This window comes from Bacteroidota bacterium, assembly GCA_018698135.1.
Taxonomy (GTDB): domain Bacteria; phylum Bacteroidota; class Bacteroidia; order CAILMK01; family JAAYUY01; genus JABINZ01.
This window is the reverse complement of sequence record JABINZ010000251.1, coordinates 41,915-55,643: the sequence shown is the minus strand read 5'-3', so window position 1 is coordinate 55,643 and position 13,729 is coordinate 41,915. Positions and strand designations below refer to the sequence as shown.

The 13,729-nt window shown below is 37.1% G+C and carries 10 protein-coding genes; 4 read left to right on the top strand and 6 right to left on the bottom strand.

Annotation, left to right across the window (positions count from 1 at the left end; translation table 11 throughout):
* Positions 1-832 precede the first annotated feature (832 nt).
* The 3 genes from infB to HOG71_15710 all read right to left on the bottom strand — a co-directional run bounded on the left by infB (position 833) and on the right by HOG71_15710 (position 6,323).
* Positions 833-3,826 (bottom strand): translation initiation factor IF-2, encoded by a 2,994-nt coding sequence (gene infB / locus HOG71_15720; protein ID MBT5992296.1) that lies wholly within the window; start codon positions 3,824-3,826, stop codon positions 833-835.
* A gap of 15 nt (positions 3,827-3,841) precedes the next feature.
* Complete coding sequence (gene nusA, locus HOG71_15715; protein ID MBT5992295.1) at positions 3,842-5,077, bottom strand: transcription termination/antitermination protein NusA; 1,236 nt, start codon at positions 5,075-5,077, stop codon at positions 3,842-3,844.
* Positions 5,078-5,585: 508 nt separating this feature from the next.
* A complete protein-coding gene (locus HOG71_15710) occupies positions 5,586-6,323 on the bottom strand; it encodes an rRNA pseudouridine synthase (GenBank protein ID MBT5992294.1) in 738 nt (245 codons plus the stop codon).
* A gap of 54 nt (positions 6,324-6,377) precedes the next feature.
* Between HOG71_15710 and HOG71_15705 the strand changes: the two genes are divergently transcribed.
* The 4 genes from HOG71_15705 to HOG71_15690 are packed head-to-tail and all read left to right on the top strand — an operon-like array spanning position 6,378 to position 12,046.
* Positions 6,378-8,138, top strand: a complete 1,761-nt coding sequence (locus HOG71_15705; protein MBT5992293.1) for a T9SS type B sorting domain-containing protein — start codon at positions 6,378-6,380, stop codon at positions 8,136-8,138.
* Positions 8,139-8,558, top strand: a complete 420-nt coding sequence (gene ybeY / locus HOG71_15700) for an rRNA maturation RNase YbeY (protein ID MBT5992292.1) — start codon at positions 8,139-8,141, stop codon at positions 8,556-8,558.
* Between the two features lie 2 nt (positions 8,559-8,560).
* Complete coding sequence (mnmG, locus tag HOG71_15695) at positions 8,561-10,426, top strand: tRNA uridine-5-carboxymethylaminomethyl(34) synthesis enzyme MnmG (protein ID MBT5992291.1); 1,866 nt, start codon at positions 8,561-8,563, stop codon at positions 10,424-10,426.
* A 6-nt stretch (positions 10,427-10,432) separates the two neighbouring features.
* Complete coding sequence (locus HOG71_15690) at positions 10,433-12,046, top strand: Ig-like domain-containing protein (protein ID MBT5992290.1); 1,614 nt, start codon at positions 10,433-10,435, stop codon at positions 12,044-12,046.
* Here HOG71_15690 and HOG71_15685 read toward each other — a convergent pair.
* The 3 genes from HOG71_15685 to HOG71_15675 form a co-directional block, all read right to left on the bottom strand.
* Positions 12,043-13,272, bottom strand: coding sequence for a U32 family peptidase (locus HOG71_15685; protein MBT5992289.1), 1,230 nt, complete (start codon positions 13,270-13,272; stop codon positions 12,043-12,045). The genes HOG71_15690 and HOG71_15685 overlap by 4 nt on opposite strands.
* Before the next feature lie 110 nt (positions 13,273-13,382).
* On the bottom strand, positions 13,383-13,559 hold the full coding sequence (locus HOG71_15680) for a hypothetical protein (protein ID MBT5992288.1): 177 nt from the start codon (positions 13,557-13,559) through the stop codon (positions 13,383-13,385).
* A complete protein-coding gene (locus tag HOG71_15675; GenBank protein MBT5992287.1) occupies positions 13,535-13,651 on the bottom strand; it encodes a hypothetical protein in 117 nt (38 codons plus the stop codon). Before HOG71_15675 ends, HOG71_15680 begins: the two co-directional genes overlap by 25 nt.
* Positions 13,652-13,729: the final 78 nt, after the last annotated feature.

Sequence of the window (13,729 nt, the reverse complement as noted above, 5' to 3'; positions counted from 1 at the left end):
TTAAATATCTTTGAACCTTATATTCCATCCAATTGCCTTTCATAACGTAAAAAAACACGCATTGAATAGGGTGAAAACTTAGTAAAATGTGCGTCCAACGCATTCATAAACACCTGAAATTCTTTTAATTAACACCAACGTAGGAATAAACAATAATGTTGTTTATTCTACTTATATGTTTATTATTCTAATTTGTTGTTATTCAGTGCTATATACTGTAAATAGTGTCTTTCCTTTTTCAAATCAGTGAACAACTCTTTATCATATCTTGTAGGTTCATTTTGTTTCGTATTCCCGTGGTGGTGGTAACAATCCTTCACTCTGATAAGATGAAGGGCGTAGTGGATGTTGTGGTAAATTGTAAGAGAAACCATGTCAAATTTCATTGAAGACGTATTTTTTGATCTTACATCAAATATACATGAATTTTTTTCGTTTGAAACCACCTACTGACAAATGATAAAAAATCATGTAAAAGCGAAGCGATTCCGACTGAGAATATAAATTTTGTATTTTAATTGAACAAAATTTATGCTTTTTACAGGAGAAATATACTGAAAATAAATAGGATTGTTGCTAGGCTGTGATTGGGCCGGTACTTGGATTTACAGGAAAAGAAAAGAAGTTTGTTTGATTAAAAGCCAATCATTTTTTAAGCACCAAATGTCAAAATACAAATAACAAATAATACTCAATTTTCAATTAGCAAAAATTCAAACTTATTCTCTTAAATTAATGGTATCAATTAAGAAGACTTCTGTATTGGAAATTTAAAAGGCACGAGAGCAATTGCAATAAAACTGCAGCTTTAATCCTTCAGTAGAAAACAAATCTATAGCTTTCTGGAAACTTGCTCGGTTGTGAAACCTTCGATGATGTCGCCCACTTTAAGATCGTTGAAATTATAAACGCCAACTCCGCATTCGTAGCCAGAGGAAACTTCTTTCACATCGTCTTTAAATCGCTTGAGTGACGAAAGATCTCCCGTAAATACCACAACTCCTTCGCGCAACACACGAACCCGTGTTTTTCTTGTGATTTTACCATCAATGACCATACTTCCGGCAATGGTTCCCACCTTGGTTATTTTAAACACATCTCTAACTTCCACATTGCAAACTATTTTTTCAACCTGTGTTGGTTCAAGCATGCCTTCGATTGCGGATTTTAATTCTTCAATGGCATCGTAAATAACCGAATAATGTCGAATATCAATTTGTTCGTTCTCAGCCATTTTTCGGGCTGTTAAAGAAGGTCGTACCTGGAAGCCTAAAATAACAGCATCTGAGGCAGAGGCCAACATCACATCTGATTCTGAAATTTGACCTACTCCTTTGTGAATTACATTCACCTGAACTTCTTCACTACTCAACTTTTGCATGGAGTCGGACAGGGCCTCTACAGAACCATCCACGTCTCCCTTGATAATAATATTCAGCTCTTTAAAGCTTCCAAGGGCAATACGTCTTCCAATTTCGTCCAGTGTAACGTGTTTGGTGGCACGAATTCCCTGCTCACGAATTAAACGTTTTCGCTTGGCAGCAATTTCCTTTGCTTGTTGTTCGCTTTCGGTAACATAAAAAATATCGCCCGATGTAGGTGAGCCATCAAAACCTAATACTTCGATAGGAGTGGAGGGGCCAACGCTATCCAGTCGGCTTCTGTTTTCATCGTAAAGGGCTTTAACTTTTGCATAAAATGCTCCGGCCAAAATAGGATCTCCAACTTTTAAACAACCTTTTTGAACCAACAAGGTGGCTACAATTCCTTTTCCTTTGTCTAAAGAGGCTTCGATTACTGTTCCAATTGCTCTTTTCTTTGGATCGGCCTTTAGTTCAAGCATTTCTGCTTCCAGTAATACTTTTTCTAAAAGCTCATCTATATTAATTCCGTTTTTAGCTGAAATTTCCTGGCTCTGGTATTTACCTCCCCATTCTTCAACTAAAATATTCATTTCCGAAAGTTGTTCTCTAATCCGGTCAGGATTGGCTCCGTCTCGGTCAATTTTGTTAATGGCAAAAACAAGCGGTGCGCCTGCTGCCTGTGCGTGACTAATGGCCTCTTTTGTTTGGGGCATCACAGAATCATCAGCCGAGACAACAATAATTACAATATCGGTTACTTTGGCTCCACGTGCACGCATAGATGTAAATGCTTCATGACCTGGTGTGTCAAGAAAAACGATTTTCTTTCCGTCTTTCATCCGTACTTCATAGGCGCCAATATGCTGGGTAATACCTCCTGCTTCTTTATCGGTAATATGAGACTTGCGAATATGATCGAGTAGTGTTGTTTTACCATGATCAACATGACCCATAATGGTAACTACCGGGGCCCGCTCTTCAACAAATTCTTCATTATCTTCTTCTTCGAGTGCCGGCTCGTCTGTGCTTTCCTGCTTAAAGGTTACGTCAAAATCAAATTCATCAGCCACAAACATGATAGTTTCAGCGTCCAATCTTTGGTTGATATTAACCATCATACCCATGTTCATACAAGAGGTAATAACCTCTGTAACACCAACACTCATTAGGTTTGCTAACTCGTTAACAGTAATAAACTCAATAACTTCCAGTACTTTTTCGACTACTGTATCTTGTTCAATTTGTATTCTCTCTTTTTGATCTCTTCTTTTTTGTTTTTTAAGCTTTGAGCGTGTAACCCCTCCGGCTGTTTGTTTTCCGGTTAGCTTGGCCAGTGTTGCAGATACTTGTTCTTTAATTTTCTTGTCATCTACCTCTGGCTTTCTAGCAGCAACAGGTCTCTTTCCTTTTTGAACTCTAACGGGATCTGGTTTTCCTCCAGCGGGTTTCTCTTTTTTAAGAATCCTTTTGCGTTTTTTAGCTCGCATAGATGAAGGGTCGGTTGTTGATGCCACTGGTTTTCTTCGCTTGCTGGCATTGATAATGTCAACATCAATTTTTCCAACAATGGTAAGTCCGGGCTCTTTGGGCTTATCCCTCTCAACTACTTTCTTTATCTCTGTTTCGGCCTCTTTAACAATTGGCTGATCGGCCTTTTCAGCCTTTATTTCTATTTCGCTTTTTTCTTCAGCTTCTTTTGGCTCTGGTGTTGGTTCTTCTTTGGGCTCTTCAGGCTTTTCTTCTTTCTTTTCTTCCTCTTTCTCTTCTTTTTCTTCTTTCTTCTCTTCAGCCTCAACTGTTTCAATATTCTCCTCAACAGCTTTTTCCTCAACCACTTCGGCCTTTTCTATCACAGGTTCTTCGGCCTTTTCTTCAACTGGGGCTTCTTCCTTAATAATCTCTTTAGGAATCTCTTTGGCAAGCTCTTCCTTTTTCGGCTTATCTTTTTTGCCCAGATCTATTTTTCCGACAACTTTTAGTTCAGCTTCTTCTTTCTTTGGCTTCTCTTCTATTGGTTCAACAAGCTTTTCTTCAACTGGCTCAACCACCTTTATTTCAGGTTTCTCTATTACTTTTTCCGCTTCAGGCTCAATCGGTTTTTCTACGATCTCTTTTTTAGGCTCAGGCGCAACTTTTTTCTCTTCTACAACTTCTTCGGGCTGAGCAATAAGATTTGACTTGATAAGAATTTCTTCTTTTTCCTCCTGCTGAGGAAAATATTGAGCTCTTCGGCTAGAGTCTTCTTTTTTAGCGACCTCAATTTTTTCTTCTGTTTTTTCTTTAGACAACTTGTCTGACTGAAACTTCTCCAATAGCATATCATAGACATCGGCAGAAATCTTGGTGTTCGGATTGCTGTCGACTTCTACATTTTTGCTACCAAGGAACTCAATAATTGTTGTTGTTGCAATATTAAGTTCCTTTGCAACCTTTGATAATCTTTTAGGCGCGCTATTTGACATATTTTTCCTTATTTCTTACTCGAATTCCTTTCTTAGTATGGACACAACCTGTTCAACTGTTTCTTCTTCAAGATCAGTTCTAACAGCAATTTCTTTCTTGGTTAGTGCCAAAACTGATTTTGCAGTATCGCAACCAATTTCTTTTAGCTCATCAATAATCCAGCTATCAATTTCATCGGCAAATTCGTCCAACTCAATATCATATTCTTCATCATCCACATCGCGGAACACATCAATTTCATAACCTGTTAATCGGGCAGCCAGTTTAATGTTTAAACCGTCTTTTCCAATTGCCAAAGAAACCTGATCTGGTTTTAGATATACTGATGCTTTTTTACTTTCTCCTCCCAACGTAATTGTGCCTGTTTTTGCTGGACTCAGGGCACGCGAAATAAGAAGTGAAACATTGTCTGTATAATTTATAATATCAATATTCTCATTTCTTAACTCTCTTACAATGCCATGAATACGGCTTCCTTTCATTCCTACACAAGCACCTACAGGATCTATTCTATCGTCATACGACTCAACTGCAACTTTGGCTCTTTCGCCTGGTTCGCGAACTATTTTGCGAATACTCACCAAACCATCTGCTATTTCAGGTACTTCCAGCTCAAAAAGTCTCTCTAAAAATTCGGGAGATGTTCTGCTTAATATAACTTTAGGATTACCGCCTTTATTTTCAATAGTATGAACAACTGCTCTTACCTGGTCGCCTTTGGCAAAATAATCTTTTGGAATTTGATGATAACGGGGTAATATTAATTCATTGCCATCATCGTCCAATACAAGCATTTCTTTTTTCCAAACCCGATACACTTCACCCGTTACAATTTCATCAATCCTATCTTCATATCTTTTGATGATATCGTTTCTTTCTATTTCAAGTATTTTATTCTGTAAGCTAACCTTTGCATTCTGAATGGCTCTTCTTCCAAATGAAGCAATTTTTATTTCTTCTGATAACTCTTCTCCAACTTCAAAATCTTCTTCAATTTTTAACGCCTGCTTTAATTCCACCTCTTTCAAAGGGTTTTCAACTTCACCATCAGGAACAATGGTTCTGTTATGCCATATTTGAATATCTCCTTTTTCAGCATTAATAATAATGTCGAAGTTTTCGGTGTCCTCATGCATCTTTTCAAGTAAATCCCTAAACACTTCTTCAAGAACTTTTATCATTGTAGCTCTATCAATACTCTTGAGGTCTTTTAAACCAGCAAAGGATTCAATAATTTCGTTTCTGTCCATCTTTTTTGACTTTGTAAATCAATTAAATCTATACAAAAGTTTTACAAAAAAAGGGGACAATGTCCCCTTCCGCAGCCGCAAAGATATTATATTTTTAAATCACAAAGAAATTAATGAAAATCAATTCAGTAAAACCTCTTTTTGCTGTGAATCAAGGTTATTAACAAACCCAATTAATATTAATATTTAATATTTAATTAATAATAATTAATAGTATTAATAAGGATGTTGATAGATTGTAAAATATTAATTTGCTCAATAGATTGTTAAGAGACTATCAAATTAATTGAGAAGGATATTAACAGACCATTTAGTTTAGTATCAGACATATAGTATTAATGAACAATTAGATAGATTAATTAATTGTGGATTAGTTTGGACGAAAAAGCTGTGGGTTAAGCATTATTTAGTGTTGGTATTAATTTTATACAGCTTTAATTTTTATGGACAAACAGTAAGTTATTAAGGTAATTTTAATGAGCCGTTTTATACACATTTAATCCAGAATTTATCGGGTTTTTAGCTTTTCAATTTCATAAGGTGTAAGATATCGCCAGTCACCCCTTTTAAGCTTGGATTTTCCTATCCCAGCAAAGGATATTCTATCCAAATATCGAACCTTGTAATTAATAGATTCAAACATTCTTTTAACAATGTGATATTTGCCGGAATGAAGCACAACTTCGACTTTTTTAAGAAGTGAGCTTTCTAAAATATGAATGGAATCGAAAAAGCATTTTTCATCATCAACCATCACTCCCGACATTAGTTCTTGTAAATCTTCAGGAGAAAGTGGTTTGTCGAGCTGTGCCTGATAGGTTTTCTTAATTTGTTTAGAGGGATGGGTTAATGAATAAGAGAGGTTTCCATCATTGGTAAGAAGCAAAACACCTGTAGTGTTTCTGTCGAGCCTACCTACAGGAAAAATACGCACATCTTTTTCAAGCGAAACATAATCCATTACGGTTTTTCGGTTTTGAGGATCATGGGTTGTTGTTACGGTATCTTTGGGCTTGTTTAGAAGCACATATACTTTATATTCCGATTGTATTTTTTGATTATTAACAGAAACATTATCCTGCGTAGTTACTTTAAAACCAAGCTCTTTAATAACTTTGCCATTGACTTTTACAGATCCATTAGCAATGTGTTCATCGGCCTTACGTCTGGAGCAAATACCACAACTGGCTATATATTTGTTTAATCGAATTTCGGTGTTTGCTTTTTGTTCTTTTTTTGAATTCATTATTAAATGTAATATTAATATGAAATTATAGTTATATTGTTGTAATTGAGTTATATGAGTTTAGGCAAAATTAAATATTTTATTGTTGTAGTAATGCTGATTTCGAATATCAAATTAGCAAAGGCTATTTACATTGAAAGAGTTTGTTTAGACAAAAACAATGACATTACTATTATATGGAGCAAACCCCTTCCTCCATGCGATGCTTTTATACACTATAGAATATATGGTAGAGAAAACAGCAGCAGCGCTTTTTTATTATTGAAAGAAATTGCCGACTATAATATAACTCAACATGTAGAAGTTAATGCAGGAGCGACTTCAAATGAGTGGGACTACTATATAGAGTATAAATATAATTGTGGAGGAGAAAAGAAAGAGACATCTAAAATAGTAGGGGTTGATAAAGAGTCTCCTAAAATAATTCAGATTGATAGCCTCAGCGTAGTAAACGGATTCGCTACTATTGGATGGACAAAAAGCGGATCGACCGACACCAAGGGCTATATTGTTTATTATGTAGATGGAAATGATCAGAATATACAAATTGGTTATTTAAATAGTCGCGACAGCACTTTTTTTATTGACTCCTTAACTGGAGATTCAAAAAGCAAAACAGAGCAGTATCGAATTGTAGCGATAGATAGTTGTGATAATTTTTCTTCCATTTCGTTTGGGCATAAATCCGTTTTTTTGGATGCAAATCAGGATAGCTGTAAACGGGAGATTAGCCTGAGTTGGAGCCATTATTCAGCATGGGGAGAAGCGTTTCGAAGATACGAGATATTGCTAAGCAAAGAAGGAGGAACCTATAAAGTAGTTAGCAGCCTTCCAGGAAATGCATTAAACTTTGTTTTAACAGGATTAGAAAACGAAACCAATTATTCCATTATCATAAGAGCCAGAAACATTAATAAAAGTTTAACGGCAAGCTCTAATGCGAGAAATTTGAAAACCAATTTTGTAGAGAGCCCATCCTATGTTTACCTAAGCAATGTAAATGTTGTGGATGATAAGATTGTCATTGATTGGACTACCGAAGCCTCTAACGATATCATGGAATTCAAAATTTACAAAGGAGAGTTTAGCAGGGCTGCCAGTTTGTATAAAACGATTGCATATAATTCAAATACAGAAAGTTATGTAGATGATAATGTTGATGTAAACAAAACTGTTTATAACTATCAGGTAGCTGTAATCGACCTATGCGGAACTGAGGTTGCCAAGTCAAATACTGCGAAAAATATAGTACTCTTAAAAGACGATAACGATGACGGAAGCATATTAAGCTGGAATAGATATACAGGCTGGAATGCAGGCCTGGAAAAGCAATTATTATATGTGGAGGTTGATGAGGAGTGGAGTGTGGAAGCAGAGTTGGGTAAAGTTGTTAGTAATTTTGCCAGCGGATTAAGGGTTCAGGAAATGAAAGGTTATGAAAAATGCTTTTATATTGAGGATCATGAAAATGACGGCAACATGTATGGTTTCAAGGAAACAAGCAAGTCAAATATTGTCTGTTTAACAGGCGCCTTGCTTGCTTTTTGGCCAAATACATTTACCCCCAGTTCGGGCTATTTGGCAAATGAAATATTTGCACCAAAAGGCATGCTTATTAATTTAGCCGAATCTGAAATGACCATTTACAGTCGGTGGGGTGAAGAAATTTTTTACAGCAAAGGAATTGAGAATGGCTGGGACGGTACTATTAATGGCAACATTGCTCCGGTTGGAACCTATTATTATCATGCAATATTGATGGGAAAGAATGGAGAACATGAAAAGTTTACCTCAACAATTCAACTTTTAAGATAAATGATCAGGCTAATAGGCAAGCAAAATGAAAAGTTGCAGGACAACTTATTGGCTGTAATTAATATGATAGTTAAAAAATATAATAAAAGCTATAAGTATATAAATATCAATTTATTAGATGATGAAGAGTTGTTAAATATAAATACAAAATATTTACACAAAGATGACCTAACCGACACGATTTCTTTTAACTATTCTGAGAATCTGGATATTATTGAAGGCGATCTTTATATCAGTACCGATCGTATAAAGGAAAACGCGCGAAACATTGGAGTTGATGAGGCAAACGAGTTAAATCGCGTGATTATTCATGGTGTATTACATCTTTGCGGTGAAAATGATTATACAAGTCAAGAAAAAACAAACATGACCCATTTAGAGAACAAGTTTCTAGGAATGATGGTTTCACGTGGAACATAGAAATGCTAGATAATTACGACATAATAGTAGTAGGGGGAGGACACGCTGGCGCAGAAGCAGCAGCAGCCGCAGCAAACCTTGGGGCAAAAACGCTTTTGATTACCCTTAATATGCAGAATATTGCACAAATGTCCTGCAATCCGGCAATGGGCGGAGTGGCAAAAGGCCAAGTGGTTAGAGAAATAGATGCCCTTGGAGGGTATTCAGGGATTGTAGCTGACAAGTCTGCAATTCAGTTCAGAATGCTTAACCGCTCAAAAGGGCCAGCAATGTGGAGCCCAAGAACACAAAACGATAGAACATTGTTTACAATCGAATGGAGAAAGATTCTGGAAAGCCTTCCAAATTTGGATTTTTGGCAAGACATGGTTGTTGATGTAATTGTTAAGGGGGATAGGGTAATTGGTGTAAAAACGCAAATGGGTTTGGAAATATTTTCCAAAGCAGTTGTACTTTCCAATGGTACGTTTTTGAATGGAAAAATTCACATTGGAAGCAACCAGCAAAGTGGTGGCCGAATAGGAGAGTTTGCATCTATTGGTCTTTCTGAGAAAATTCATGACTTTGGTTTTGAAATGGGACGAATGAAAACAGGAACCCCTGTTCGTGTTGATGGAAGATCTATTGACTTTTCAAAACTGGAAGAACAGGGTGGTGACGAAAATCCGGGTAAATTTTCATATTCAAACAGCACCTCACCACTGACAAAGCAAAGAAGCTGCTTTATAGCCTATACAAACGAAGAATCACACGATGCCCTCAGAAGTGGATTTGGCGAATCCCCTATGTTTACAGACAGGATAAAAGGGGTCGGACCGCGCTACTGTCCATCAATTGAAGATAAAATTAATCGATTTACCGACAGAAACAGACACCAATTGTTTGTGGAGCCCGAAGGCTGGGATACCATTGAATACTATATTAATGGCTTTTCATCCTCCCTTCCAGACCATATACAGTTGAAAGCACTTAGGCTGGTTGAGGGTTTTGAAAATGCGAAAATATTCAGGCCAGGTTATGCCATTGAATATGACTATTTCGCCCCCACTCAGCTGAAAAACACGCTGGAGTCGAAAATAATTGAGAATTTGTACTTCACGGGGCAAATAAACGGGACAACAGGATATGAAGAAGCTGCCGCACAAGGCTTGATGGCTGGAATAAATGCCGCTTTAAAAATAAAGGATGAGGGCCCTTTTGTTTTAGGCCGGTCGGAAGCATATATTGGCGTATTGATTGATGACCTGGTTACCAAAGGAACAGAAGAGCCATACAGGCTATTTACCTCTAGGGCGGAATTCAGAATCCTACTACGTCAGGATAATGCAGACATAAGGCTAACGAAAAGATCAAATCAGATAGGGCTCGCAAGTAATGATAGCCTCGAAAGGGTTTTGAAAAAGGAAAAAAGTGTCGATAGTATAAAAGCATTTTTTACAGAGCAAGGAGCGTCTTTGGAAGAGCTTAACAGTGCAATAATTAATAGGAACGGAAGCCCACTTAAGCAGAGGGCAAAATTGTTATCAGTTTTGTTGCGCCCTGAGATTGACATTCAAGCAATGAAAGAATCAATTCCCAAGCTTGATGAGTTTTTAGAAGTGTATGATAATGAGGAGATAGCGCAATCTGAAATACAAATGAAGTACAAAACGTATATAGAGAAGGAAAGAGAGTTTGTAGAGAAAGTTGCTCGACTTGAAAATATTAATATCCCCGAAAGGGTTGATTATGAGGGGATTGCATCGTTGTCGAATGAGGCGCGTGAAAAACTAAAGAAGATTCGCCCAGGCTCAATCGGTCAAGCAACTCGAATAAGTGGTGTTTCTCCTGCGGATGTTTCTATTTTACTGGTACATTTGGGTAGATAATTAGATATGATAAAAAGCCACTTTCTATACGTTTTATTTCTTTTCCTACTTGGATCATGCGCAATTCAAAGCAATCCGGGAGGAGGACCTGTTGACAAAAGTCCACCAATCGTTTTGGAAGAAACACCTCCCAATGGTAGTATTTGGTTTACAGAAAAGGAAATAGCAGTTCGAATGAATGAGTATGTAATGCTTAAAAGCGCTGCTCAGGAGCTTATCATAAGCCCTCCTTTAGATGAAACACCTGATGTAAACCTGAAAGGAAAAACAGTGTTAATTAAATTAAAAGAGGAACTTGCCGACAGCACCACTTATACAATTCAATTCGGAAATGCTATAGCAGATATCACTGAGGGAAATGTTTTAAAGGATTATCAGTATGTTTTTTCAACAGGAGGAGAAATCGACTCCTTGGGTCTTACGGGTCACATTTTTGATTCTTATTCAAAAGAGGCAGTTGAAGATATTAAGATATTAATTTATCAGTCAGAAAATGATAGTGGGATTTTTAAAGAAAAACCAAGGTATTTTGCCCGCTCAAACAAGGCTGGTGAGTTTAGGTTTCAGAACATGCGGGCGGGTAAGTATCAGCTTTTTGGTATTGAAGACCTGAACAGAAACTATTATTACGACCCAGGAGAGCGGATTGCTTTTTGGGGACAAGACATTATTCTTCAAAGTGACACTCAAGGCTTTCAGCTACAGTTATTTACTAATAGTGCAGGCAAGCTTAAGCTGATTGGATCGGAAGGAGTAAAGCCCGGAAAGTCAGTGTTTTATTTTAACAAAACCTATAAAGATGGGGAAATTTCTTTGCTCAATCCTCAAGAGGGGGATAGCCTGTTTTTTGCAAGTAATAGTGAAAAAGACACCATTTATGCCTGGACAAACAGAGAAAATCCAGATACCAACCAATTCAGGGTTAAGGTGGGTTATGCAAAATACGACACCATTACAGTTCGATACAAAAACCTCAAAGAGAGCAGCAAGCCCAGCATTGATGTCTTCAAAAGAAACGACTATTATGGTTTAAGCAGCAAAATTTATATAAGAAGCAGCGAGCCCATCATTTTTATTGATACGAGTAGAATTATTATTTATGAGGACAGCAATGTAGTAAGCAAGCGTTTTTCTTTCAAAAGAAATGAAGACAATCCGCTACTTATTAATATTTCCGAGAATTTTGGTCCAGGAAAGAACTATCGTATTTATATCAATAAAAACAGTTTTCGTGGAACATCGGGTAGGAATAACGATTCAATTCTAATTAATTTCATGATAAGGGGCGAAACAGATCTTGGGGCAATTGCCATCAAGCTGATGCCATCAGAATTGCGGAAAGATAAAAGCCTGATTGTAGAGCTTCTTAATTCCAGAAAGAAAACGGTTAGAAGAGAAACGATATTGGGAGATGGCGAAAAAGAGGTTGGTTTTAAAAACCTAGTTCCGGGCAACTATAGCTTTCGTTTTATTCTTGATGCAAACAATAATGGACATTGGGACAGTGGAAATATTGAAGACCGCATCCAACCGGAAGGCGTTTATTATTTAAATCAAAAAGTGGAGTTGAAGGCAAACTGGGAAATTCTGGATCTTAAGTTTTACTTGCCCGAAAATTAGCGATCGGCTTTTAACAAGCGATATAATTTATCAGAAGCCCGAATTGTTTGTTCCATTTTTATGGAAAAGCGATCACCTTTTGTTACACGTGAAACACTTTTGTCGTCAAACCACAAATCCTGAACAACAAACTCGATAACCCCTGTGGTTGGTCCGGTGATAATAATCGTTTCCCCGACACTTAAGACGCCACTCTCTAAAAGAAACTCGGCTACTTTTATTTTTTTAAAGTACTTAACTCCTTTGCCTGCATATTCCTTTCTGTGTGTTGCTTTTGATCCATGGATATTTGTATTCCAATTCGACATTTTGTCTCCCAAGTAATGTCCTTCCCAGAAGCCGCGATTAAAAACCTGACCCAATCTTATCGTTAACTCTTCTGCCAGCTCCTTTGTATATGATCCTGAAGCTATCGCTTCTTCGGCTTGTCGATAGGCAGAAACAACAGTTTTAACATACTCGGGCGAACGACCCCGCCCTTCTATTTTGAGAACAGAAACACCAGCCTCAACAATCTGATCTAAAAACCCAATGGTACACAAATCTTTTGGCGACAAGATGTAATTATTTTCAAGCTTGAGCTCTTCGCCCTTGTCGTCTTTCACCTGAAATTCTCTTCGGCATACCTGATAGCATGCACCCCGATTGGCCGAAGCATGATGCATGTGTTCGCTTAGAAAGCATTTTCCAGAAACAGCCATGCATAAAGCGCCATGACCAAAAACCTCTACACGAATGTGCTTACCCGATGGCCCGCAAATATTTTGTGATGATATTTCTGAGCTGATTGTTTTTATTTGATCAAGACTTAATTCTCTCGCAAGCACAACGACCTCGGCAAAATTCGCATAAAACTTTACAGATTCAATGTTTGAAATATTAATTTGTGTAGAAAGGTGAAGGGCAATGTTTTTTCCATGAACATAATTAATCACCGCTTGATCAGATGCAATAATTGCATCTATGTGATGCGAAATAGCAGCATCGACAATTTCGCGCATAACAGCAAGATCTTCTTCATACATTACGGTATTTAATGTTATGTATGACTTAACCCCATTGTCTCGACAAATTATGGAAATTTCTGCAAGGTCGGCTAGCGTAAAATTCATGCTTGAACGCGAACGCATATTCAGCTTATCAATTCCAAAGTACACAGAATTGGCACCAGCTTGTATGGCGGCTCTTAGTGATTCATACGATCCTGCAGGTGCAAGTATATCCATTGGTGAAATTATTTAGCCCACAAAAGTAGGTGCATTTATCATAAGGATTGGCAAATGCAAAAGAACTCTTAAAGCATTAATACCTATTAATTAATACACCCGCTTGTAAATTAATACTTTAACAAGAATTTATTCGCCATCGAGTAGTTATCACTTCTTAATGTGTAAAAATATAATCCTTCAGGAAAATTGTTGTTTTGAAAAATAACTTCATTCATACCTATAAGTGTTTTAACATCTGTTGAATAAAGTTCGCCACCGTTTACATCAAAAACCCGAAAACACATTTTTTCAGAATAAATACTGCTGAACCGTATTTTGGTCTCATCCGTAAAAGGATTGGGATATGCAACAACTTGGTTGGAATTATCTCTTTCAAAAAAGCCACTTCCGCCTTCGATAATCAGCTTATAACCAGGAACCATATATGGGGCAGGTGTTCCTGCAACAACTGCAA

Excerpts from the sequence above, each read along its gene's own strand:
- infB (MBT5992296.1), bottom strand. The coding sequence starts at position 3,826 with ATGTCAAATAGCGCGCCTAAAAGATTATCAAAGGTTGCAAAGGAACTT.
- nusA (MBT5992295.1), bottom strand. The coding sequence starts at position 5,077 with ATGGACAGAAACGAAATTATTGAATCCTTTGCTGGTTTAAAAGACCTC.
- HOG71_15710 (MBT5992294.1), bottom strand. The coding sequence starts at position 6,323 with ATGAATTCAAAAAAAGAACAAAAAGCAAACACCGAAATTCGATTAAAC.
- HOG71_15705 (MBT5992293.1), top strand. The coding sequence starts at position 6,378 with ATGAGTTTAGGCAAAATTAAATATTTTATTGTTGTAGTAATGCTGATT.
- ybeY (MBT5992292.1), top strand. The coding sequence starts at position 8,139 with ATGATCAGGCTAATAGGCAAGCAAAATGAAAAGTTGCAGGACAACTTA.
- mnmG (MBT5992291.1), top strand. The coding sequence starts at position 8,561 with ATGCTAGATAATTACGACATAATAGTAGTAGGGGGAGGACACGCTGGC.
- HOG71_15690 (MBT5992290.1), top strand. The coding sequence starts at position 10,433 with ATGATAAAAAGCCACTTTCTATACGTTTTATTTCTTTTCCTACTTGGA.
- HOG71_15685 (MBT5992289.1), bottom strand. The coding sequence starts at position 13,272 with ATGGATATACTTGCACCTGCAGGATCGTATGAATCACTAAGAGCCGCC.
- HOG71_15680 (MBT5992288.1), bottom strand. The coding sequence starts at position 13,559 with ATGTGTTTTCGGGTTTTTGATGTAAACGGTGGCGAACTTTATTCAACA.